This window comes from Deinococcus alpinitundrae, assembly GCF_009982895.1.
Lineage (GTDB): Bacteria > Deinococcota > Deinococci > Deinococcales > Deinococcaceae > Deinococcus > Deinococcus alpinitundrae.
This window is the reverse complement of sequence record NZ_WXZL01000008.1, coordinates 127,796-149,249: the sequence shown is the minus strand read 5'-3', so window position 1 is coordinate 149,249 and position 21,454 is coordinate 127,796. Positions and strand designations below refer to the sequence as shown.

The following is a 21,454-nucleotide window of genomic DNA, read 5'->3' as shown; positions in this document are numbered from 1 at the left end:
GGCGAGTTTAAAGCATCTGCCCGGCCCGAAATTGTGCCGCTGTCTGGCGGCGCTTACTCCGACCCGACTTCAACCTGCAGGCCCAGCTCGGCCAGCTGCGCTCCACTCGCTGCCGAGGGCGCCTGGGCCATCAGGTCGCTGCCGCGGTTGTTCTTGGGAAAGGCGATCACCTCGCGGATGCTGGCAGCCCCACTCATGACCATCATCAGGCGGTCAAAGCCCCAGGCGATGCCGCCGTGCGGGGGCGTGCCGAAGGAAAGCGCATCGAGAAAGAAGCCGAACTGTTCACTGGCCGCCTCAGGCGTGAAGCCGATGGCCCCGAACATCTGCTGCTGCACCGCCGGGTCGTGGATGCGCACCGAGCCACCGCCGATCTCGAAGCCGTTGAGCACCAGGTCATACGCCTGGGCGCGAATCTCGTGCTGGCGCTCGGTGCCGAACAGTGCCAGGTCATTGGGATGCGGTGCGGTGAAGGGGTGGTGCATGTAGGTCCAGGTGCCGCTGTCCTCATCGTAATTGAGCTGCGGAAAGTCGGTGATCCAGGCGACCTGAAACCCCTCGGTGGCGAGTGACAGCAGATCCCGCAGGGCATTGCGCACGGCTCCCAGCGCCGTCACGGCCTTCTTCCATTCGCCCGCCGCCAGCAGCAGCGTGCCGCCTTCCTTCACCCCGGTTCGGGTGATCAGCTCGGTGGCCATGTCGCCCACGAACTTGCTGATGCCGCCGGAAAAGCCCTCGCCCTCACGGCGCAGCCAGGCCAGGCCACCCGCGCCGTTTTGTTTGGCGACGCGTTCCAGCTCGTCGATCTGTTTGCGGGTCAGCTCACTGGTCGCCAGTACCTTGACGCTCGGGGCCGAGGCGAAGGCGGTGAACGCCCCGCCCCGGAACAGTTCGGTGACCTCGACGAGCGGCAGCCCGAAGCGCAGATCGGGCTTATCGGAGCCGTAGGTGTTCATGGCCTGCTGATAGGTCAGGCGCGGGAAGGGATCGGGCAGTTCCTCGTTCAGCACCGTCTTGAACAGGTGGCGCAGCAGCCGCTCACTGACGTCCAGAATGTCGTCTTGCTCGACGAAGCTCATCTCGATGTCGAGCTGGGTGAAGTCCGGCTGGCGGTCGGCGCGCAGGTCCTCGTCACGAAAGCAGCGGGCCAGCTGGAAGTAGCGGTCCACCCCAGCAATCATCAGCAGTTGCTTGAAGAGTTGCGGACTTTGCGGCAGGGCGTAGAACTCGCCGGGCGTCTGGCGCGAGGGCACCAGGAAGTCGCGCGCGCCCTCGGGGGTAGAGCGGGTCAGCAGCGGCGTTTCCACGTTGAGAAAACCCTCGGCGGTGAGAAAGGCGGTGATGGCCGCCGAGACCTGTGAGCGCATTTTCAGCTTCTCGAACATCTCGGGGCGGCGCAGATCAAGGTAGCGGTACTTGAGGCGGATGTCCTCGGCGACCTCGCGCCCCTTACTCAGTTCGAACGGTGGCGTGACGGCGAGGCTGAGCAGCGTCGCTCGGTCGGCGATCAGCTCATACGCGCCGCTGCCCGCCTTGCGCTGGTTCTCGGGGCGCAGGCGCAGCATACCGGTGAACTCGGCGACCGATTCGCCACGCATCCGGTCAGCCTCGGCAAACGCGGGCGATTCCGGCTCGATTTGAATCTGCAGGGTGCCGCTGCGGTCACGCAGGTCGATGAAGATCAGCTTGCCGAGGTCGCGGCGGCGGGCGACCCAGCCCTGCACGGTGACCGTCTGGTCGAGGTGGGCGGAAGTCAGGTCGGCAAGGTAGGCGGTGCGTTTCATGAAGGCTCCAGCAAAAAGGCGTTGAGATCGTTGACGTTGACGTGGTGCTGGGTGCCGTTCTGGAGGTGCTTGAGGGTCACGCTGCCCGAGGCGGCTTCCTCGCTGCCGATCAGCGCCGCGTAGGTGGCGCGGCGGCGCTCGGCCTCCTTGAAGACGTTGCCAGGCTTGAGCGCCCGGTAAGCGAACTCGGCGCTGGCCACAGCGCGCACCTGCAAGGCGATCTGGGCGGCCAGGCCGGTGTGTTCGGGGTCCAACGCTGCGATGAACAGCAGCGGCCCGGCCTGCTGGGGCAGCTCGATTCCCTCGGCGTCGAGGGCGATCAGCAGGCGCTCGATGCCGAACGCCCAGCCGACGGCGGGAATCTCGGGACCGCCCAATTCGGCGCTCAACCCGTCGTAGCGCCCGCCACCGCCGAGGGCCGACTTCGCACCGACGCCCTCGTGGTGAAGCTCCCAGGCGGTGCGGCGGTAGTAGTCCAGCCCGCGCACGATGCTGGGGTCGAGGTCGTAGCCGACGCCCCAGGCGTCCAGATACCCACGCACCTGGGTGAAATGCCCGGCGGCGGCCTCGCCCAGGAAGTCGAGCATCGGCCGGACGCCCAGTTCGGCGATCAGCGCTTGATCCGTCTGGCTCTTGGAATCGAGAATCCGCATCGGATTGCGCTCCAGGCGGTCTTTCGAGTCGTCCGAGAGCCGCTCAAAGTGCGGCGTGAACGTTTCGCGCAGATACCCGTTGTACGTCTCCCGGTCTGCCGGATCGCCGATCGAGCCGAGCTTGACGCGCGCGCCCTTGAGGCCGAGGGTCTGCACGACCTCGACCATCAGCGCGATGGCCTCGGCGTCGATAAGGGCGTCGGCCACCCCGATTACCTCGTAGTCCACCTGATGAAACTGGCGCAGGCGGCCTTTTTGTACGTTCTCGGCACGGAACATCGGGCCGTGGGTCCACAGTTTCAGGGGACTCGGCCACTGCTTGAGACCATTTTCCAGATACGCCCGGACAATCCCGGCGGTGCCCTCGGGCCGCAGGATGAAGCCGCCGTGATCGCCGAAGTAATGCACCGTGAACATCTCCTTGCGGACGATGTCGGTGGAGCCGCCTACGCCGCGCCGGACGAGATCGGCTTCCTCGAAGATGGGTGTCTGGATTAGCCGCGCGCCGCCGCGCGTGAGAATACGCCGGGCCGTTTCGGTGACGTGGGCGAAGGCTTCGGCGCGAGTGTCGCTGCGTGCTGCTTTGGAGTGTGAGCCGGAACTGCCGTCCGGCAGATGATCCTGGGTACCTTTGGGCCGCTGAAGTGCCATAACCGCGAGTCTAGCAGGGGAGGATGCGGCGGCAGGCAAAGGCGACAAAAACCGCCGCCCCAGGTGGGACGGCGGCGTGCTGACGTGCTTTACTGGCCGCTAACGCTGAACGGCAACCCGGTGCTCTGGCGTCCGTTGACCTCGACGAACAGCCAGCTGCCACCCGCCGGAGCTGTGGCGGGCACACTGAAGACGATCTCGCTGTCGGTCCACGAGGTGACGGCCCCGGCCGGAATTAGGTAGCCGCCCGCGCCGTTCTCGTCGGCACCCAGCCGAATACGTCCGGTGGTGGGACCACCCAGGTAGCGTCCCTGAAGCGTGACGGCCTGGCCCCTGGCCGCGCCAGACGAGACTTTCACCAGCACTGGCGTCTGGGTCACGCCCATCACCGTGCCCACCCTCGGCGCGCACGATGTGAGGGTGCCCACCAACAGTAAAGATCCAAGCAAGAATATGCGCATACACAGCCTCCGTTGCCACAGTCTAATGGTTTGATGACGGCCCAGACCACCCCCCCCAGACGTGCGCTGCTGATCTTCAATCCCAAGTCCGGCAACGGCCAGAGTCCCTTGCCGCGTTTCATCACAGCGTTGGGTGAGAAAGGCTGGCAGGTGGACGCTGAGGAGTTGCCTCCCAAAGGTGGGTTCGGTCCGCTGCTCGACCACAAGGAGCGTTACCAGGCCGTGATCGCAGCGGGCGGTGACGGTACGGTCAGCAGCCTGGCCTACGCGCTGCGCGGCAGCGGGGTGCCGCTGCTGGCGTATCCGGCAGGCACCGCCAACCTGATCGCACAAAATCTCAAGCTGCCCGAGGGCCCCGAGGAGCTGGCCCAGGTGGTGGATGATCTGTGCAGCGTGCAGGTGGATCTCGGCGAGCTGACGGTCGCCGGCCAGACGCGCGGCTTTGTGCTCCTGGCCGGAGCTGGAGCCGACGCCACCATGATCCAGGGAGCCGAGAAGCTCAAGGACCGGCTTGGGGTGCTGGCTTACGTGGTGAGTGCTTTCCAGCAGCTCAGCCCACGGGCGACCACTTTCGAACTGATGCTCGACGGTGAGTCGAAAACTGTCGAGGCGATGGCCGTGATGGTGGCGAATTTCGGGATGGCCAATTTCCGGCTGCCGATTGCCAAGGGCGTCAGTCCCAGCGATGGTCAGTTCACGGTGCTGGTGCTCAAGCCCGGCACCCTGCTCGAACTGCTCCCGAACCTGATCGACTCGCTGCGTGCCCGGCTCAACCTGGGGGAACCGGCCCTCGACAAGAATCTGGAGAGCTTCCGCGCCAGCACCGTGACGGTCACGTCCCAGGAGCCGTTTCCGCTGCAATACGACGGCGAGATGCACGAGGAGATGACCCCGTTCGAAGCGCGGGTCTTACCGGGAGCTGGGTTGTTTCTGACCGGGGCGAGTCAGGAGGAGTTGGAGACCTGACGGCTTGAACGGGTCCGATCTTAGGTTCTATAATTCCGATTATGAAACCTAAGAGGATTGCCTGACAGGGTCTGCTTTGGTGCTGGCCTCGCGCTGGGCATCTGGTGCCAACCGCCGACGCGAGGGCCTGCGCGCGGCTTATCAGCAAGACGCCGACGCGCTTACCGATCTGCTGCACACCTACCTGCGGCTCAAGTCAGTCAAGGGCGGGCGCATCAGCGATTTGACTCTTAGCCACTACGCCGAGTCGCTCAGAAAGTTCCTGGCCTTCGCTGGGCCGCCCGATTCGCCAAGGCATGCGCTCAATCAGCTCGAAGCCGAGGTGTTTGAGGTCTGGTTACTGACTTTGCAGGCCCAGGGCCTGTCGGCGTCCAGCGTTAAGCGCCACCTCTACGGGGTCAGGAATCTGATGCGAGCGCTGGTGTGGGCTGGGGTGCTGGACGCCGATCCCAGTGCCAGCGTGCGCCCGCCTGCCGAGAGTGAGGCCGCCCATACCCGGAAGATGGCCCTGAGTGCTGCCACCTTCAAAGCGCTGCTGGCCCTGCCCGAGCAGCAGCACCCGCACGACCCCGGTCTGGCGTCCCGTGATCAGTTGCTTCTGCTGCTTGGCGGTCAGCTTGGGCTGCGGGCCGCCGAACTTATCGGGCTGAACGTGGACGATCTCGAACTGACTCTGGGGCATTTGACGGTGCGTGGTAAGGGCCGCAAAGTCCGGCAGGTGCCGTTGACGGCGCGGATGGTCTCGGCGCTCAGGCGCTGGCTGGTCTTGCGCGGTGGTCTGGACGCCGTTTCCCCGGCCCTGCTGATCTCGCTCAGTCACCGCAACATCGGTGGGCGGCTGAGTACCAAGGGGGCGCGCGATATCGCTCAGCGCTATTACCAGGCACTGGGGCTACCGCCCTCGGTGTGGGGGCTGCATACCCTGCGCCGCACGGCAGGCACCCAGCTCTACCGCGCCACCCGTGATCTGCATGTGGTGGCCGATGTGTTGGGGCACGCTTCGGTGAATACCAGTGCGATTTACGCCAAGATGGATGTCTCGGTGCGGCGAGAAGCATTGGCGGCGGCAGAAGCGTTGGGGGATGTGGAGGTGTAACGCTTATTGTATTGTTCCCGGCATTTCTTAATCTAAACCGAAAGTGTATATATTACCTGCGGCGGTCTGCCCTGGCCGCGTAGCCGATCAGCAGCAGCGCGGCCATCAATGCTGGGACGTCACCGAGGCGCATATAAAGAGTCGTTGTGCTCAGCAGCGGGAATTCGGCGTGGAGGACGCCCTCCCCCGCTGTCAGGATCTGTACCGGCTGGCCAAGGTCGTCAACCACGGCAGCCACCCCCTTGTTGACGCTTCTCAGCACGTAGCGGCGGGTCTCGATGGCCCGCACCCGGCCCATGTCGAAGTGCTGCCAGACCCCCCAACCGCTGTACCAGCCGTCGTTACTGACGTTCACCAGCACCTGCGCGCCACCCAGAGCCTGCCAGCGGGCCACGCTCGCCACGATGCTGTCGTAGCAGATATAGACGCCGTAGAGAACACCGCCGAGCGGGATGGGGGTGTACGACTGACCAGGAAACTGGGGATCGAAGGCAAAACCAATCAAGTTGAAGATAAGGTCATAAAGTGGGCGCAGCACACCCGACAAGGGAAAGTATTCTCCCATCGGCACCGGGTGGGCCTTGTCGAAGCTGCCGGTGATGGTCTGACTGTCCCAGCCGACGGCGGTGTTGCGGGGACGCTGTGCCAGTCCATAGAGACCAGGCGCGGGCACACCAGGAAAATCCGAAGTTCCCAGCAGGGATGCCGGATCCGGCACGGCCGTCTCGCTCCAGATCAGAACTTCGCCGGGGCGGCGTTGAGAACTGAGCTTCAACTGAGTTTGCCAGAACTGGTCGAAACTCAGACCCGCCGCCTTACTAAACGAGTCAAAATCAGTTCGCAACAGTAGCGCCTGTCCTACCGGCCCCTGCCCCGGCACGCGGGTCAGGCCGTAGCCAAGGCCGAAAAGCCACAGCACCGCCATCAGGAACGCTGGGCGGGGGTTCTTGAGCTGCGCCAGCGTCACCAGCGCTGCTGCCGAGGCCGTGATCAGCGCCGAGAGCAGCAGCACGCCGCCCAGATCGGCCACCTGAATCAACGGGGTGCGCAGCAGGGTGTAGCCCAGGCCCGACCAGGGAAAGGCCAGTGCGCCCAGAGTGCGGGTCCATTCCAGAATGACCCAACCCCCGGCCAGCCCCCACAAGCGGGCCTGCGGCGTTCGGAAGATGCGTGCCACCAGCGTCGCCAGGATGGCCCAGAACACCCCCTCCAGCATGAATAACAGTGAAAGCGCGAGCGCGGCCAGCACCCAGGCCAGCGCTGAGGGCAATCCGCCGTCACTGGCCATCAGATTGTGCATGAACACCACCAGCCAGAACAGTTGCGCAGCAAAGTAGGCGCTGATGGCCCAGAACGTCTGGAGCACGACCTGGCGAGCACTGGGCTGGCGGCTGAGCTGCCACAGCAGTACCGAGAGCGGCAACACACTCAGTGCGCTCCACCACAGCGGCAAGCCGCACAAAGCCGTCAGCACCCCCAGCGCGGCGGACAGCAGTCCCTGAAGGCGGGCATGGAGAGGCAGTCGCATGGCCGGGAGTGTAGCAGCCCCACCGGGGGGAAAGCAGCTCAGGGCAAGCCGGGTAAGGTATTCTGACCCCACCTTGCGAATTGCTTTTATCAGTGACCTTCACGGCAACATTCATGCGCTGACCTCGGTGCAGCGTTTTCTGAGCGAACACATCGTCAACTCGGTGGTGGTGGTGGGCGACCTGGTCGGCTACGGAGCCAGTCCAGGGCCGGTGATCGACTTCGTGCAGCAGGAAAACTGGAAAGTCGGCCTGGGTTCGAGCGATCTGCGCGTGGCGATGGAATTCGGTGAACGAGAAAACCGCCGGGGCGTGGCCGACCAGGTCCTGTCATGGACCCGCACCGTGTTATCGCCCGAGCAGCTCGAATACCTGCGCCGCCTGCCGCCGGGCGGACGGATCATGACCCCGGTGGGCCGCATCCGCTACTTTCACGGCGCGCCGCACGACCCCGAAGCGCGGCTCGACCTGATGGCCGCCGAAAACGAGATGCAGGACCTCGCCGAACAGCTCGGCTCACGGGTGGTCGTCTCGGCAGGCACCCACGTGCCGTTCGTGCGCGAGGTCAGCGACACCATCTTCATCGATCCCGGCTCGGTGGGGTTGTCCCTCAACCACGAACCCGGCGCGGACGTGATTTTGGTGGACTGTGCCGGACGCCGCCCCAAGGTCAGCATGCACAAGGTACCGTATGACTACTCCTCGGCGGCCTTCGACATCATGGCCTGGAACCTGCCGCCGATCATCGCCGACGTGATTCGCAGCGGCAAGATGGGTGTCTGAGCCGGAACCTGGCCTTCGCGCACGGCTACCCGGGTACAAAAAGACGTCTGGTTCAGGATAGAGGCTTTAAGTGTACTGTGAACACTTGTCCAGTTGTCTGGGGTCTCATCCGGGCGCAGGTTCGCTCGGCTGCGTTAAACTGCGGCCTGGAACTTCAGTGGACCTGACCGGGCGAGACTCCGGCGCAGGTGAGCAGCACCCGGCCCACCGCGGGCCGTCAGGGAGACATTATGAAAGTAGGAATCAACGGGTTTGGCCGCATTGGTCGTCTGGTGTTCAGAATTCTGGTTTCGCGCGGCGTCGAGGTCGTGGCCATCAATGACCTGACCGACAACAAGACGCTGGCCACCCTGCTCAAGTACGATTCCACCGCCGGGAAGTTCGACGGCACCGTGAGCTACGACGACGACGCCCTGATCGTCAACGGCACGTCGATCAGGGCGCTGGCCGAGCGCGACCCGGCCAACATCAAGTGGGGCGACCTGGGAGCCGACATCGTCATCGAGTCGACCGGCATCTTCACTGACCGGGCAGGCGCGAGCAAGCACATCGCGGGCGGCGCGAAGAAAGTCATCATCACCGCGCCGGCCAAGGACGAGGACATCTCGCTCGTGCTGGGCGTCAACGAGCAGGACTACGACCCCCAGAAGCACCACATCGTCAGCAACGCGTCTTGCACCACCAACTCGCTGGCTGCCCCGATGAAGCTGCTTGACGAGGCCTTCGGCATCGAGAAGGCCATCATGACCACCGTTCACAGCTACACCAACGACCAGCGGCTGCTCGATTTGCCGCACAAGGATCTGCGCCGTGCCCGCGCCGCCGCCGTCAACATCATTCCCACCTCGACCGGCGCGGCCAAGGCCGTCTCACAGGTCTACCCCAAGCTCAAGGGCAAGTTTGACGGCACTTCCCTGCGTGTGCCGACGCCAGTGGGAAGCATCAGTGACGTGTCCGTGATTCTGGGCCGCGACGTGACGGCAGACGAGGTCAACGCCGTGTTCAAAGCCGCCGCCGAGGGCAGCCACAAGGGCATCGTCAGCTACACCGAAGATCCCATCGTGCTGCAAGACATCGTGGGCGATTCGCACAGCGCCATCATCGACGGCGGCCTGACCATGGCGATGGGCAATCTGGTCAAGTTCTTCTCGTGGTACGACAACGAGTGGGGCTTCTCCAACCGCGTGGCCGATCTGGTGCAGTTGATGGAGCAGAAAGCGAACTGAGCTGGCATCAAGTCTGTACACCGACGGCCCCAGGCCCCGCTCAGCGCTTCACTGAACGCTGTCTCTGAAACGTTTCCTCCTCACGACAACGTAAACCCGCTCAAAAGGCTCAGGCGCAGGTTGAACTGGGCCTTTTTTGGAGAATCCATGCAGAATCTAGAGTCCCTCGATGTGTCCGGCAAACGCGTTCTGGTGCGGGTCGATTACAACGTACCGATGCAGGGCGGGGTCATTCAGGACGACACCCGCATCACCGCCTCGCTGCCGACGCTGAACAAGCTGCTTCAGGGCGGCGCGTCGCTCGTCTTGATGAGCCACCTGGGGCGGCCCAAGGGCGGGCCGGACCCGAAGTACAGCCTGAAGCTGGTGGCGGATGCGCTGAGCACGGCGCTGGGGAGGCCGGTGCAGTTTATCGCCAGTTTGCCGGGCAGTGACGAGACGCTGGCGGCGGTGCAGCAGCTCCAGCCCGGCGAGGTGGCCCTGCTGGAAAACGTGCGCTTCGAGGCGGGCGAGGAAAAGAACGACCCGGCCCTTACTGCGAAGCTGGCCCGCCTCGGCGACGCCTTCGTGCTCGACGCCTTCGGCAGCGCCCACCGCGCCCACGCCTCGGTCAGCGGAGTGGCCAGCCAACTGCCGCACGCCGCCGGAACGCTGCTACAAACCGAGGTGGACGCGCTCGACAAGCTGATCAACAATCCGGTTCACCCCTACGTGGTCATCATCGGCGGCGCGAAGGTCAGCGACAAGCTCCTGGTCATCGAGAACCTGCTGCCCCGGGTGGACAAGCTGCTGATCGGCGGCGGCATGGCCTACACCTTCATCAAGGCGCGCGGCGGAATGATCGGCGAGAGTATCCACGAGGACGATCAACTGGACCTGGCCCGGCGGCTGCTGGGCGAGTACGCGGGCAAGATCATGCTGCCCACCGACGTGATCGCCGCCGACGCCTTCAGCGAGGACGCCCACACCCAGGTCGTGCCGAGCGGCGAGATTCCTGACGGCTGGCAGGGGCTGGACGCCGGACCGGACACCGTCAGGGCCTACACGGCGGCCTTGCAGGGCGCGAAGACGGTGTTCTGGAACGGGCCGCTGGGCGTGTTCGAGTTCGCCAAGTTCGCGGGCGGTACCAACGCGGTGGCCGAGGCGGTCGCCCATCTGGGCGCGGGCACCTACAGCGTCGTGGGCGGCGGCGACTCGGTCAGTGCCATCAACAGGAGCGGTCAGTCCAGCAAGGTCTCACACGTCTCCACCGGCGGCGGCGCGAGCCTGGAGTTGCTGGAAGGCAAGACGCTGCCCGGCGTCGAGGCGATGAAGTAAGGAGAGCGGAGTGGGTGGAGTTGATCGTTTCGTTTTCCTGCTCGACCTGAACACGGCCCACTGCCTACGCTTTCCTTCCTCTGCGACCCACCACTGACCAGCCACCCCACCTCCCCGAAGGAGCAACAATGCCCCAGAATCTGCTGGCCCTCAACTGGAAGATGAACAAGACACCCTCACAGGCCGTGAGCTGGGTCGGAGAACTGCTCACCGGGCTGCCGCAAACCTCGGCAGAACTGGCCATCATGGCCCCGGCCACCGCGTTGTCGGGACTGGGTCAGGCCCTCTCCGGCAGCCCGGTCAAGCTGGGCGCGCAGGACCTCTCGGCGCACGAATCGGGCGCGTATACCGGCGAGATCAGCGCGGCGATGCTGCAGGACGTGGGCACCCGCTACGTCGTCGTCGGGCACTCGGAGCGCCGGGCCTACCACGCTGAGAGCAGCCAGATCGTGGCAGCCAAGGCAGCTGCAGCCGTCGCGGGCGGCCTGATTCCGATTATCTGCGTGGGCGAGGCGCTCGACGTGCGCGAACGCGGTGAGCAGGTCGACTTCACGCTCGACCAGTTGCGCGATTCGCTTTCCCAAATGCCGGTGCTGGGCGCGGGTGAGATCGTCATCGCCTACGAGCCGGTGTGGGCCATCGGCACCGGTAAGACCGCCACCGCCCAGGACGCCTCGGAGATGGCCGATGCCATTCGGGGTGCGCTGGGCGGGCTGTACCGCGACTACGCTGACGGCGTGCGTATTCTCTACGGCGGCAGTGTCAAACCGGAAAATATCGCCGAGCTGTGCGCCCAGCCGAACGTCAACGGCGCGCTGGTCGGCGGTGCGAGCCTGGACGTCGCCTCGGTCGTCGGGATGGCGCGGGCGCTGGTATAAGTAGCGGGGGTGTGCCGATTTGGCAGGCCCTTTTTCCGCTGGTGCTCGTGAAATGATTCTTGAGCGAATTGGCTTGTACACTTCAGTGGCATAGACGGCCCGCCCGGGGGCAGGCCGTACAGCGGCTAGACTGCCCGGCATGTTGAGCATGATCTGTGTGGATGTGGACGGCACCCTGGTGGGCACGGGCAATGTGGTGCTGCCGGAAGTCTGGGAAGCGCTCTCGGAGGCCAGGAAGGCCGGGGTCCGGATCGTACTATGTTCGGGGCGTCCTGCTGTGGGCCGGGCGCTGGACTATGCCCAGCGGCTCGACCCGGACGGCTGGCACATCTTCCAGAACGGCGCGAGCATCGTCAAGGTGGACAGCGGCGAATCGCGCAGCGAGGAATTGCCCCGCGCGCTGCTCACGGGGCTGGTCGAGAAAGCCAAGGCCACTGGCCGCATTCTGGAGGTCTACACCGACCGCGAATACGCCGTCGAGGACACCTCACCCGCCTCGGTGGCCCACGCCGATCTGCTGGGGGTACCGTTTGCGCCGCGCGATCTGCTGGGTCTCGGCGGCACGGTGGTCCGCGCCCAGTGGCTGATTCCGCACGCCGACAAGGACGCCCTGCTGGCCGAGGCCCACAGGGGCTTGCAGCTTCATCCGGCCAGCAGCCCGGTGATGCCGGAGACTTTGTTTGTCAGCGTGACCCGCGACGGCGTGAACAAGGGCAGCGCCGTGAAGCGGGTGGCCGGGTTCTACGGCTTCGAGCTGGACCGGGTAATGATGGTCGGCGACGGCCACAACGACGTGACCGCCATGCAGGTGGTCGGCCATCCGGTGGCGATGGGCAACGCCGACAAGGAGGCGCGCGCGGCAGGCAGGCACCACGTCGCCGACGTGGACGCGGGCGGGCTGGTGGAGGCCGTGCAGCTGGCGATGGCGCTGTAAAGGGCCACCATCTCCTGCCCCGCTCCGGGCCTTTTGCCACGATTCATCCTCCACTTTTACGCCTTGACCGTAACGCTGTTCTGTTATAGACTAAATCCATGAAACTGAGCGATGTACAGAAACGACTTCAGGCCCCGTTTCCCGTCAAGGAAGTCAACTGGAAACCGGCCAGTTTTACCCGCGACCGTAGCCGTGCCCTGCTGCTGGCGCATATCGACGCTCGCGCCGTGCAAGACCGGCTCGACGCGGTCTGTCCCGACGCCTGGAGCTTCGAGATGGAAGTGGTCAGCGCGGCGGGCCGTCCCACCATCAAGGGACGCCTGACGGTGCTGGGCGTGGTCCGTGAGGACATCGGCGAGGCCCTGGAAGGCGATCTCGGGACCTTCAAGGCAGCGGCCAGCGACGCCCTCAAGCGGTGCGCGGTGCAGTTCGGCATCGGGCGCTACCTCTACGACCTGCCCAAAACCTGGGCCGAATGGGACGACGCCAAACGTGCCCCCACCCAGACGCCCGAGCTGCCACAATGGGCGCGGCCCGACCACGAGCGCAGCCCTGGCGGCGCGCACCTGATCTCAGCCATTGACCAGCTCAAGTACGAGTTGCCCGACGATCTGGAGTTGCAGCGCGAGCTGTACAAGCATCTCAAGGCCGCGCTGGGCAGCCTGCACCCGGCTGGGAAGGCCGCATGATCTCGCTACGCTCCGGGCAAGCCCCGTCGCCGCGCCGCCGTGCCTCGCACGAGACTGAGCGCCTGCCTGCCGTGTGGCTCGTCGCCGCCCTGCTGCCGCTGATCTTGCTGGGCGGCTGGCTCTCGCAATTTGCCTGAGTGACCGGTCAGGCTTGGGCTCCATGCCAGAACAGTGGCGAAAGCGAGTTGCCGTCGCTTTCCCATGGTATTGAGCGGAGCGAACTGTTTCCTGCAAGCGGTTTGATCTGACGTCTGTATGCAGTGAGTGCGGCCCCCGACTGATGCTCGGGGGCCGCTTTGCGTGGTCGGCGCAATCAGTCTTTGCGGCAGCCTGTCACGATCTGGGCCGCCAGCCCGGCCAGGTCCTGTCCAGCCACCACGGCGTCAATGAAGGCACTGCCCACCACCACGCCGTCGGCATCAGCGTCCACCGCAACGGCGCGGGCGCTCCGGGCGTCCTTGACCCCGAAGCCCACCGCGATCGGCAGCTCGGTGTGTGCTTTGGCGAGCTTCACCAGCGCTGGAACCTCACTCAGCGCGCCGCTCTCGCGGGCGCCGGTCACGCCGGTCACGCTCACGGCGTAGACGAAGCCGGTGCAGGCTGCCGTCACGATGCGCACCCGCTCGGAGGTACTGGTGGGCGCGATCAAGAACGTCAGCGCCAGACCCGCTTCGGCGGCCAGTTGGCGGATCTCGATGTCCTCGTCGGGCGGCAAGTCCGGCAGAATCAAGCCGTCCACCCCGGCCTCCACCGCCAGGCGCATGAACGCGCGCGGTCCCACGGCGTAGACCGGATTGATGTAGGTCATGATCACGATGGGCTTCTCGGTGTGCTGGCGCAGTTCCTTGACCAGCTCCAAGGTGCGCCGGGTGCTGGTGCCGTGCGCCAGGGCGAGTTCGCTGGCCCGCTGGACCGTCGGTCCATCACCCAGCGGATCGGAATACGGCAACCCGACTTCCATCAGGTCAGCTTGCTCCAGTAGCGTCCTGGCTACAGTCACGAAGCGCCCGGCGTCGGGGTAGCCCGCCGTCATGAAGGGAATGAAGGCGGCGCGGTGCTCAGCCTTGGCGGTCTTGAAGGCGGCGTGAATGCGCTGAATCCGGCTGGGGTTGGTATCGATGGTCGTCATGCTCGGGCCTCTCCTTCTTCCCTGGTCAGCAGTCGGGCGACCTCGGCCACATCCTTGTCGCCACGCCCCGAGAGATTGACGACCACGATCTTGCCCTCGCCGAGCTCGCGGGCAGTAATAATGGCCTGGTGGATGGCGTGGGCACTCTCCAGCGCCGGAATGATGCCTTCAAGCTTGGCCAGCAGTTGCAGGGCGTCAAGCGCCTGGGCATCGGTCACCGGCACGTACTCGGCCACCTGATGATCGCTGTAGTAGCAGTGCTCCGGGCCGATGCCGGGGTAGTCCAGCCCGGCACTGATCGAGTGGGCTTCCTGAATCTGGCCCTCGGCGTCGTGCAGCAGGTACATCATCGAGCCGTGCAGCACGCCCACCCGGCCCCCGGCCACGCTGGCGGCGTGAAAGCCCGAGGCAACGCCCTGGCCCGCCGCCTCGGTGCCGATCAGGCGCGGACGCTCGTGCTCGGGCAGGTAGGCGAACGGTGCGAAGATGCCGATGGCATTGCTGCCGCCGCCCACGCAGGCGATGACGGCGTCGGGCACCTGGCGGCCCTCCAGCGCTTCGAGCTGCCACTTGGTTTCCTCGCCGATGACGCTCTGAAAGTCGCGCACCATCGCCGGGTAGGGATGCGGCCCCACCACCGAGCCGAGAATGTAAAAGGTGCCGCGCACGTTGGTGACCCAGTCGCGGATGGCCTCGTTGGTGGCGTCTTTCAAGGTGGCACTGCCGGAGGTGACCTCGCGCACCTCCGCACCGAGCAGCTTCATCCGAAAGACGTTGAGGGCCTGGCGGCGGATGTCCTCACGGCCCATATACACGACGCATTCCAGGCCCAGGAGCGCGGCAGCGGTGGCACTGGCGACCCCGTGCTGTCCGGCTCCGGTCTCGGCCACCACCCGTTTCTTGCCCATCCGGACGGCCAGCAGCGCTTGCCCCAGACAGTTGTTGATCTTGTGCGCCCCGGTGTGGTTGAGGTCCTCACGCTTGAGATAGATCTTCGCGCCGCCCGCGTGTTTGGTCAGGTTCTCGGCGAAGTACAGCAAGCTGGGGCGGCCCACGTAGTCGCGCAGCAATCGCTCGAAATCGCCCAGAAAGCCGGGGTCCGTCTTGGCCTCAGCGTAGGCGTCGCGCAGTTCGTCGAGCGCCGGGATCAGGGTTTCTGGCACGTAGCGCCCGCCGAAGATGCCGTAGCGCCCGCGCTCGTCCGGTAGCGGATAGGTGGGAAGGTTCATGGCTTCAGGGTAAGTTGCCGGATGCCGTTCTGAATGTGAAACTTAGACAACTTGTCTAAAAGTTATTTATCTACATTATGAAGATAGGTGGCATAGACGCCGACGAGTTCTCGCGCCATCACCTCTCTCGGCACTGACCAGCCCAGCGAGGTCGCCAGGTCGCTGAGCAGGCGTTCGGCGGACGCACCCTTCTCCCTCATGTTGGAAAGGCTCGGAGCGCCACCGCGTTTGGCCAGCCGTTCACCATTGAAGTCGGTCATCAGCGGCACGTGGAAGTAACGAGGCGTCAAATACCCGAGGGCACGCTGCAGCGCGATCTGCCGCGGGGTGCTGCCCAGTAGGTCGGCCCCACGTACCACGTCGGTGACGCCCATCGCCGCGTCATCCACGACCACCGCCAGGTGGTAGGCGTACACGCCGTCGCCGCGCCGCACCACGAAGTCGCCCACCTCGCTCGGGAGGTGCTGACAGAGGGTGGTGTAGCTCCAGTGGTCTGTGAAGCAGATCGTCTCGTTGGGCACTCGCCAGCGCAGCGCAGCCGTGGGGGTTTTTGGCTGGAGCGAGCGGCAAGTACCGGGATAGACCGCTTCTGGGCCGTGCGGCGCGCCTGCGCTGGCCTGAACAGCCTCAGCGATCTGGCGGCGGCTGCAGCTGCAGGGATAGGTGGAGAGATGGAGGAGGGCGGCGGCATAGAGGTCAATCCGTTCTGACTGTATATATTCAGAATCCCAGTCGAGCCCCAGCCAAGTGAGGTCGCGACGAACCAGGTCGGCCGCACCGGGACGGACACGACTTGTATCGAGGTCTTCAATACGCAACAGGTGCTGACCGCCCTGTGCCCGACTGTGCAGCCAGGCCAGCAGGGCAGTGCGGGCATTGCCGAGGTGCATTGGCCCCGTGGGACTGGGAGCATAGCGGCCGATGACGTGCATGGGATCAGGATAAAATGGCAAGCGGCATCAGAACTGGAAAAAAGGTCGTCAACCTACTGTCATGTCTTACGCCCACATCTCCCCTGCTGGACACCCGGGTATCGCCTGCCCGCTGGTCGAACACGCCACCAGAATTTTTGGGACCACCAACTCAGGACACGCTCTCCAGTGCCGCGTCGAAGCGCCGCACCAGGCCCGGCGCGTCCAAGATGTCTTCCAGGGCGGCCATCAGGATGCGGTAGGGCGCGTGACGGGCGGCCTCGCCCATCAGGCCCAAGCGCCAGATCAAGCCCGCCGTCGGGCCGAGGCCGCCGGTCACGCTGATCTCGCGGCGGCGCAACTCGGCCCGCACGCCCGCATCGTCGAAGCCCTCGGGGAGCCGCAGCGCCAGCACAGTGGGCAGCCTGGCCTCGGGACGCTTGACGTAGGGCGAGAACCCCAGCGGAGCAAGGGTGCCGACAATAGCCTGACCCATCTGCCGAACCCGCTCGCGGCGCTCGGGCAAGCCCTCTTCCAACGCGGCGCGCAGGGCCTCGGCGAAAGCAAAATGTAGATTGACCGGTACGGTGTGGTGGTAGGTATGCTCGGTCCAGTAATCGCGCAGGCCAGCGAAGTCGCAGTACCACAGCGGCGTGGGGTGGCGGCGGGCTGCATAGCGGGCGAAGGCGCGCTCGCTGATAGCGACGGGCGCGAGGCCGGGCGGGGCCGATAAGCACTTCTGCGCCCCGGTGTAGGCGTAGTCCACGCCCCAGCCCTGCATGTCGAACGGCTCCATGCCCGCCGTCGTCACCGCGTCGACCGTCAGCAAGGCCCCCGAGTGGCGCACGATCTCGGCGATCTCCGGCACCGGGTTGAGCACCCCGGTACTCGTCTCGCCGTGCACGACCGCCACCATCTGCGCTCCGCCCAGGTGGTCGGCCACGTCCGCCGGGTTGATCGGCTCGCCCAGCGGCGCGGTCACCAGCCGGACCTTCGCGCCGTAGCGGGCGGCCATCTCGGCCATCCGGCGACCAAACGAACCGTTGGCGCACACCAGCACGTCGTCGCCCTTTTCCACCAGGTTGGCGAATCCCGCCTCCATGCCCAGACTGCCGGTGCCGGCCAGCAGCGCCGTGAAAGCCTCCGGCTCGGTGCCGTACATCTCGCGCAGATCGGTTTGAATGGCCCGGTTGATGGCAAAGACTTCTGGGTCCATGTGGCCGAGCATCGGGCGGGTCAGTGCCCGCATGGCACGCGGGTGAATCGGGGTGGGGCCGGGGGTGAGCAGGGTGTGTTCAGGATAGTTGGGGGTGACAGGAACAGGCTGGGGAGCTTCAAGCAATTTCATAGAGGCAGTATAACGTAAAAAGAAGGAATGTTGCGTGCGCTCCAGCTTTTAGGGGTATAAGCGCAATTTTATTGCTCGAAAATAGAAGTAGGCTGGCCGTTTACTTTAACGAGAGGGACAGCCACCAGACGCACAGCCCGCCGCGCAGCAGCCAGGCCAGGGTACGAAGCCAGTTGCCGACGACGAGCTGCCGGTGGAGCTGGGCGTCGAAGGCAGCGGATAAGCGGCCATGTAGCGGCGACTGAAACAGGCCGGTGGACACCCAGATCACCAGCACGAGGGACAGACCCAGGGTCAGGCTCCAGTTGGGCAGCGCGGGCGGAACGTGCAGGGCCAGCCAGGCGGCGCTGAACAATTCGGCGAGCATCAGCGGGCCGACCAGAAAGGTGATGCGGGTCTGGTGTTCGTGCTCATAGGCGGGCCAGTTCAGGGGACCGACGCGCGCGAACAGCGGATAGTGCACCCACTGGATAATCAGGATCAGCCCGATCAGTGCCCAGGTGACGGCGGCATGCAGGATCAGGAGCATTCAGAGGCCCAGCGCCGCGCGGGTCTGGCGGGCGATCTCGCCCTCCTCGTCGGTGGGAATGACCAGGGCGGGCTTGCTGCCCGCCCTGGTGATGCGCCGCTCCCCACCGCGCACGGCGTTGGCCGCCGGATCGAGTTCAAAGCCGAGAAAGCCCAGACCAGCAATCACGTCGGCGCGGAGTTGGGCGTCGTTCTCACCCGCGCCGCCGGTGAAGACCAGCGCGTCGAGGCCGTTCAGGGCAGCGGCGTAGGCCCCGATCTGCTTGATCAGGCGGTAGGTCATGACCGACAGGGCCAGCCGGGCGCGTTCGGTGGCCGCAGCACGCACGTCGCGCAGGTCATTGGACACGCCCGACAATCCCTTGAGGCCGCTGTCCTTGTTCAGCAGCCGCGACGTTTCCTCCAGGCCGTAAATCTCGCCGAGGCGCAGCACCGCGCCGGGGTCGAGGTCGCCGCTACGGGTGCCCATGACCAGGCCCTCCAGAGGAGTCAAGCCCATGCTGGTGTCTATACTCACGCCGCGCAGCACGGCGGCGGCACTGGCGCCGTTGCCGAGGTGCAGGGTGACGAGCTTGTCCACGCCGCCGAGCAGGGCCTCGGCCCGGCGCGAAACGTAGGCGTGCGAGGTGCCGTGAAAGCCGTAGCGGCGGATGCCCTCTTTGGTGTAGAGCGCGTAAGGCAAGGCGTAGAGGTAGGCATGGGGCGGCAAGGTCGCGTGGAAGGCCGTGTCGAAGACGGCCACGTTCGGCACGCCCGGCAGGGCAACCAGGGCGGCCCGAATGCCCTGCACGGCGGGCGGGTTGTGCAGCGGCGCGAGGTCGGCTAAAGCGGCAATGATTTCGAGCACCTCCAGCGTGATCAAAGTGGCCTCGCGGAACGCCTCGCCGCCGTGGACCACCCGGTGGCCGACCGCCTGAACCGTGACGTCCGGGGGCAGCTCCGCCAGAACGCGCCTCAAAGCGCTGGCGTGGTCGGGGTCGCCCCCCGGTTCGCCGATACGCTCGACCAGACCGCTGAGCAATTTCTCGGGGCCGTCGAGAAGCTGGTACTTGAGGCTGCTGGAACCGGCATTGGTGACGAGAACGGCGCTGCGGGTCATGGGCGCTATCTTAACTGAGTGAGTAATTTCACGAGGTTGGATATTCGTGAAATCAGTCGTTTGACGGAAGGCGCTACCCTGCTGGGCATGGACGAACTTTACAGAGGCCACCGTATCAAGATCGAGCGCCCGCAACTCCCGCAGTTTGCCAGCGGGCCACTGCGGGGCGGGGCAGCACAGACTTGGAAAATCAGCGTGGACGGGCGCGACGTTTCCCGGCACATTGTCAAACGCAAGATGGACAGCATGGAGGAAGCGCTCGCGGCCGCCCAGAAATACGTGGAGCGGCTGGAACCGCGCCCACCCAGCGAGTAACGCCTGATCAGTTGGTCTGGGCTACTGCGTCTCGTTGGGCCAGCAGTTCCTCCAGCCGGTCCACATACCCGGCAAGCACCTTGAAGGTCTCCTCCACCGGCTGCGCGGTCGTCAGGTCCACACCCGCCGCGTTCAGGGCGTCGAGCGGATCGAGTCGGCCGCCTTCCGAGAGAAATTGCAGGTAGCGAGCCCGTGCGCCTTCGGGGTCGGCGTCGAATCCGGCCCTGAGCTGGTGGGCGGCGCTGATACCGGTGGCGTACTGGTAGGCGTAGAAATTGCTGTAGAGGTGGGTGGAGAACTCGGCCCAGGTGACGCCGCTGCGCTCACGGTCCACCTTGACGCCATCACCGTAGCCGTCTTGCAGCAGATCGGCCATTAAAGTGTTGAGGGCCGGAGCGCTGAGGCTCTCGCCCGCCTCGATGCGGCGGTGAATTTCCAGCTCGAAGCGGGCGAGCGTCGGCATGATGAAGAAGTAGCGGTGAAAGTTGGAAACGGCCTCCTCGATCAGCGCGACCTCGAAATCGGGGTCGGTATTGTGCTCGAAGAGATGATGACGCACCATCGCCTGATTGAAGTTGCTGGCGACCTCGGCGGCGAACAGGGTGTAACGCGGCACACTGCTGGCCTGAGCCTGTTGCGAGAGCCAGGAGTGCATGCTGTGACCGATCTCGTGGGCCAGGGTGCTCATGCTACCCAGCCCGCCCTGAAAGCTCATGAAGATGTACGGCTTGACCCGCGCGCCGCCGTTGCTGTAGGCCCCCTGGCGCTTGCCCGCGTTGCTGGCCCAGTCGACCCAGCGCTCGGTGGTCAGGCCCGCGCGCGTCTGGGTCTGGTAGGTGTCGCCGAGCGGAGCCATGCCGTTGACGATGGCGTCGACCGCTTCGGGATAGGACATTTCCGGGGCGTCAACCAGTGGCGCTTTTACGTCGTACTCGCGCAATTCGCCCAGCCTCAGCCAGCGGCGGCGCACGTCCCAGTACCGGTGCCAGATGTGGATGTTGGCGAGGTAGCTCTCGATCAGGGTGTGAAAGACGGAGGTGGGGATGTGGTCGGGCGTCAGGGCCGCCTTGAGCGCGTCAGGGTAGCGGCGGGCGCGGGCCATGAACACGTTCTGGCGCACATGGGTGGAGAGCGCCGCCGCCATGCTGTGCTGGGCAGCCAGGTGGGCGTCGGCGTAAGCCTCCCAGGCTTCCTGCCGCACCGCGCGGTCCGGGTCGGCGGTCAGGCGGTCGATGTTGCCCTGGCCGATCTTGATTCCTCCCACCGTGCCGAAATCCAAGTCCATGTTGACCAGCGCCGGGTGAATGCCGCGCTCGCTGGCAAAGGGAGCCTGCACCAGGCCCAGCAATTCTTCCACCTCGGCGCTGCGGACGTGGGGGCGCTCGCGCCAGATGCGCTCGACCATCACCGCGAAGTCGGCCAGGTCGGGCCGGTCGAGCCAGGGGCGCACCTCGGCCTCGTCGAGGGACAGCAGTTCGGGTTTGGCGAAGGCGGTGCTGGCGGCGAAGACGCTGCCGAGCGAAGCCGCCTGGTCGCGGCGGTCGGCGGCTTCGGTGTCCTTGCCGTCCACGCTGGCCGACATGCTGGCATACGACATCAGGCGGCTCAGGCGCATCCGCAGGGCCTCGTAAGCGCCCAGATAGCGGGCGAGTGCTTCGGGCGACTGGCCAAGTGTCCCAGCGAACTGGCCAAGCGGCGGAATATCGGCGGCGAGGGCGGCGGCCTCGGCTTCCCAGGTTTGCGGCGTGGCGTAGAGGGCCTCAATGTCCCAGGTCTGCTCGGTCGGCACGTCGCGGCGGGCGGGCGGGGTGGTGGTCATGGAGGGAGTCTAGGGGGCGGGGGTGTGTGGGAAATTGGAATGGGATGGTGGTGACACGCATGGTCATGCTAGCGGCTGCCAACAAGAACGGGGTTGAAGAGAGGCCGCTCTC

General features: G+C 65.5%; 21 protein-coding genes. 10 read left to right on the top strand and 11 right to left on the bottom strand.

Annotated features, from left to right (window positions below; all coding sequences use genetic code 11):
• Nucleotides 1–53: 53 nt before the first annotated feature.
• The 3 genes from aspS to GUI70_RS09675 form a co-directional block, all read right to left on the bottom strand.
• Complete coding sequence (gene aspS, locus GUI70_RS09685; RefSeq protein ID WP_161882104.1) at nt 54–1,784, bottom strand: aspartate--tRNA ligase; 1,731 nt, start codon at nt 1,782–1,784, stop codon at nt 54–56.
• Nucleotides 1,781–3,088: a histidine--tRNA ligase gene (hisS, locus tag GUI70_RS09680; protein ID WP_161882103.1), complete on the bottom strand. Its 1,308-nt coding sequence runs from the start codon at nt 3,086–3,088 to the stop codon at nt 1,781–1,783. Before hisS ends, aspS begins: the two co-directional genes overlap by 4 nt.
• Nucleotides 3,089–3,177: 89 nt before the next feature.
• A complete protein-coding gene (locus GUI70_RS09675; protein ID WP_306468287.1) occupies nt 3,178–3,537 on the bottom strand; it encodes an IPT/TIG domain-containing protein in 360 nt (119 codons plus the stop codon).
• Between the two features lie 45 nt (nt 3,538–3,582).
• Between GUI70_RS09675 and GUI70_RS09670 the strand changes: the two genes are divergently transcribed.
• Both GUI70_RS09670 and GUI70_RS09665 read left to right on the top strand, forming a co-directional pair.
• Nucleotides 3,583–4,515 carry a diacylglycerol/lipid kinase family protein gene (locus GUI70_RS09670; RefSeq protein ID WP_161882101.1) on the top strand — a complete coding sequence of 311 codons (933 nt, stop codon included), beginning with the start codon at nt 3,583–3,585 and terminating at the stop codon, nt 4,513–4,515.
• 79 nt (nt 4,516–4,594) lie between these two features.
• Entirely contained in the window at nt 4,595–5,611 is a 1,017-nt protein-coding gene (locus tag GUI70_RS09665) for a site-specific integrase (RefSeq protein WP_237724812.1), read from the top strand.
• A gap of 52 nt (nt 5,612–5,663) precedes the next feature.
• On the opposite strand, the gene lnt is transcribed toward GUI70_RS09665, so the two are convergent.
• Nucleotides 5,664–7,139: an apolipoprotein N-acyltransferase gene (lnt, locus tag GUI70_RS09660; RefSeq protein ID WP_161882100.1), complete on the bottom strand. Its 1,476-nt coding sequence runs from the start codon at nt 7,137–7,139 to the stop codon at nt 5,664–5,666.
• Nucleotides 7,140–7,212: 73 nt separating this feature from the next.
• Here lnt and GUI70_RS09655 point away from each other — a divergent pair, with 73 nt between their 5' ends.
• The 7 genes from GUI70_RS09655 to GUI70_RS09625 all read left to right on the top strand — a co-directional run bounded on the left by GUI70_RS09655 (nt 7,213) and on the right by GUI70_RS09625 (nt 13,101).
• Nucleotides 7,213–7,920 (top strand): metallophosphoesterase family protein, encoded by a 708-nt coding sequence (locus tag GUI70_RS09655; RefSeq protein ID WP_161882099.1) that lies wholly within the window; start codon nt 7,213–7,215, stop codon nt 7,918–7,920.
• Between the two features lie 230 nt (nt 7,921–8,150).
• Complete coding sequence (gene gap / locus GUI70_RS09650) at nt 8,151–9,146, top strand: type I glyceraldehyde-3-phosphate dehydrogenase (protein ID WP_161882098.1); 996 nt, start codon at nt 8,151–8,153, stop codon at nt 9,144–9,146.
• 147 nt (nt 9,147–9,293) lie between these two features.
• Nucleotides 9,294–10,463 (top strand): phosphoglycerate kinase, encoded by a 1,170-nt coding sequence (locus GUI70_RS09645; protein ID WP_161882097.1) that lies wholly within the window; start codon nt 9,294–9,296, stop codon nt 10,461–10,463.
• 128 nt (nt 10,464–10,591) lie between these two features.
• On the top strand, nt 10,592–11,341 hold the full coding sequence (gene tpiA, locus GUI70_RS09640) for a triose-phosphate isomerase (protein ID WP_161882096.1): 750 nt from the start codon (nt 10,592–10,594) through the stop codon (nt 11,339–11,341).
• 139 nt (nt 11,342–11,480) lie between these two features.
• Nucleotides 11,481–12,275, top strand: a complete 795-nt coding sequence (locus GUI70_RS09635; protein WP_161882095.1) for a Cof-type HAD-IIB family hydrolase — start codon at nt 11,481–11,483, stop codon at nt 12,273–12,275.
• Nucleotides 12,276–12,373: 98 nt separating this feature from the next.
• Nucleotides 12,374–12,964, top strand: coding sequence for a Rad52/Rad22 family DNA repair protein (locus GUI70_RS09630; RefSeq protein ID WP_161882094.1), 591 nt, complete (start codon nt 12,374–12,376; stop codon nt 12,962–12,964).
• Nucleotides 12,961–13,101 carry a hypothetical protein gene (locus GUI70_RS09625; protein WP_161882093.1) on the top strand — a complete coding sequence of 47 codons (141 nt, stop codon included), beginning with the start codon at nt 12,961–12,963 and terminating at the stop codon, nt 13,099–13,101. The genes GUI70_RS09630 and GUI70_RS09625 overlap by 4 nt, the downstream gene beginning before the upstream one ends.
• Nucleotides 13,102–13,277: 176 nt before the next feature.
• Here GUI70_RS09625 and trpA read toward each other — a convergent pair whose 3' ends face one another.
• The 6 genes from trpA to GUI70_RS09595 form a co-directional block, all read right to left on the bottom strand.
• Nucleotides 13,278–14,093 (bottom strand): tryptophan synthase subunit alpha, encoded by an 816-nt coding sequence (gene trpA / locus GUI70_RS09620; RefSeq protein WP_161882092.1) that lies wholly within the window; start codon nt 14,091–14,093, stop codon nt 13,278–13,280.
• Complete coding sequence (gene trpB, locus GUI70_RS09615) at nt 14,090–15,322, bottom strand: tryptophan synthase subunit beta (protein ID WP_161882091.1); 1,233 nt, start codon at nt 15,320–15,322, stop codon at nt 14,090–14,092. The genes trpA and trpB overlap by 4 nt, the downstream gene beginning before the upstream one ends.
• Before the next feature lie 62 nt (nt 15,323–15,384).
• Nucleotides 15,385–16,254 (bottom strand): tRNA glutamyl-Q(34) synthetase GluQRS, encoded by an 870-nt coding sequence (gluQRS, locus tag GUI70_RS09610; protein WP_161882090.1) that lies wholly within the window; start codon nt 16,252–16,254, stop codon nt 15,385–15,387.
• A gap of 151 nt (nt 16,255–16,405) precedes the next feature.
• Complete coding sequence (locus GUI70_RS09605; RefSeq protein ID WP_161882089.1) at nt 16,406–17,581, bottom strand: alanine--glyoxylate aminotransferase family protein; 1,176 nt, start codon at nt 17,579–17,581, stop codon at nt 16,406–16,408.
• Between the two features lie 100 nt (nt 17,582–17,681).
• A complete protein-coding gene (locus GUI70_RS09600) occupies nt 17,682–18,110 on the bottom strand; it encodes a hypothetical protein (RefSeq protein WP_161882088.1) in 429 nt (142 codons plus the stop codon).
• Complete coding sequence (locus GUI70_RS09595) at nt 18,111–19,208, bottom strand: acetate/propionate family kinase (protein WP_161882087.1); 1,098 nt, start codon at nt 19,206–19,208, stop codon at nt 18,111–18,113. It abuts the gene before it with no gap.
• An 87-nt stretch (nt 19,209–19,295) separates the two neighbouring features.
• Between GUI70_RS09595 and GUI70_RS09590 the strand changes: the two genes are divergently transcribed.
• Complete coding sequence (locus tag GUI70_RS09590) at nt 19,296–19,523, top strand: hypothetical protein (RefSeq protein WP_161882086.1); 228 nt, start codon at nt 19,296–19,298, stop codon at nt 19,521–19,523.
• 7 nt (nt 19,524–19,530) lie between these two features.
• Here the strand turns inward: GUI70_RS09590 and pepF are convergent, their stop codons facing one another.
• Complete coding sequence (gene pepF, locus GUI70_RS09585; protein WP_161882085.1) at nt 19,531–21,342, bottom strand: oligoendopeptidase F; 1,812 nt, start codon at nt 21,340–21,342, stop codon at nt 19,531–19,533.
• Nucleotides 21,343–21,454: the final 112 nt, after the last annotated feature.

Bases quoted from the DNA above. Each gene is read 5' to 3' on its own strand.
- trpA (WP_161882092.1), bottom strand. From the start codon at position 14,093: ATGACGACCATCGATACCAACCCCAGCCGGATTCAGCGCATTCACGCC.
- GUI70_RS09625 (WP_161882093.1), top strand. From the start codon at position 12,961: ATGATCTCGCTACGCTCCGGGCAAGCCCCGTCGCCGCGCCGCCGTGCC.
- GUI70_RS09595 (WP_161882087.1), bottom strand. From the start codon at position 19,208: ATGACCCGCAGCGCCGTTCTCGTCACCAATGCCGGTTCCAGCAGCCTC.
- hisS (WP_161882103.1), bottom strand. From the start codon at position 3,088: ATGGCACTTCAGCGGCCCAAAGGTACCCAGGATCATCTGCCGGACGGC.
- GUI70_RS09670 (WP_161882101.1), top strand. From the start codon at position 3,583: ATGACGGCCCAGACCACCCCCCCCAGACGTGCGCTGCTGATCTTCAAT.
- GUI70_RS09635 (WP_161882095.1), top strand. From the start codon at position 11,481: ATGTTGAGCATGATCTGTGTGGATGTGGACGGCACCCTGGTGGGCACG.
- GUI70_RS09605 (WP_161882089.1), bottom strand. From the start codon at position 17,581: ATGAAATTGCTTGAAGCTCCCCAGCCTGTTCCTGTCACCCCCAACTAT.
- pepF (WP_161882085.1), bottom strand. From the start codon at position 21,342: ATGACCACCACCCCGCCCGCCCGCCGCGACGTGCCGACCGAGCAGACC.
- trpB (WP_161882091.1), bottom strand. From the start codon at position 15,322: ATGAACCTTCCCACCTATCCGCTACCGGACGAGCGCGGGCGCTACGGC.
- GUI70_RS09600 (WP_161882088.1), bottom strand. From the start codon at position 18,110: ATGCTCCTGATCCTGCATGCCGCCGTCACCTGGGCACTGATCGGGCTG.
- GUI70_RS09590 (WP_161882086.1), top strand. From the start codon at position 19,296: ATGGACGAACTTTACAGAGGCCACCGTATCAAGATCGAGCGCCCGCAA.
- tpiA (WP_161882096.1), top strand. From the start codon at position 10,592: ATGCCCCAGAATCTGCTGGCCCTCAACTGGAAGATGAACAAGACACCC.
- gluQRS (WP_161882090.1), bottom strand. From the start codon at position 16,254: ATGCACGTCATCGGCCGCTATGCTCCCAGTCCCACGGGGCCAATGCAC.
- aspS (WP_161882104.1), bottom strand. From the start codon at position 1,784: ATGAAACGCACCGCCTACCTTGCCGACCTGACTTCCGCCCACCTCGAC.
- GUI70_RS09645 (WP_161882097.1), top strand. From the start codon at position 9,294: ATGCAGAATCTAGAGTCCCTCGATGTGTCCGGCAAACGCGTTCTGGTG.
- gap (WP_161882098.1), top strand. From the start codon at position 8,151: ATGAAAGTAGGAATCAACGGGTTTGGCCGCATTGGTCGTCTGGTGTTC.
- lnt (WP_161882100.1), bottom strand. From the start codon at position 7,139: ATGCGACTGCCTCTCCATGCCCGCCTTCAGGGACTGCTGTCCGCCGCG.
- GUI70_RS09630 (WP_161882094.1), top strand. From the start codon at position 12,374: ATGAAACTGAGCGATGTACAGAAACGACTTCAGGCCCCGTTTCCCGTC.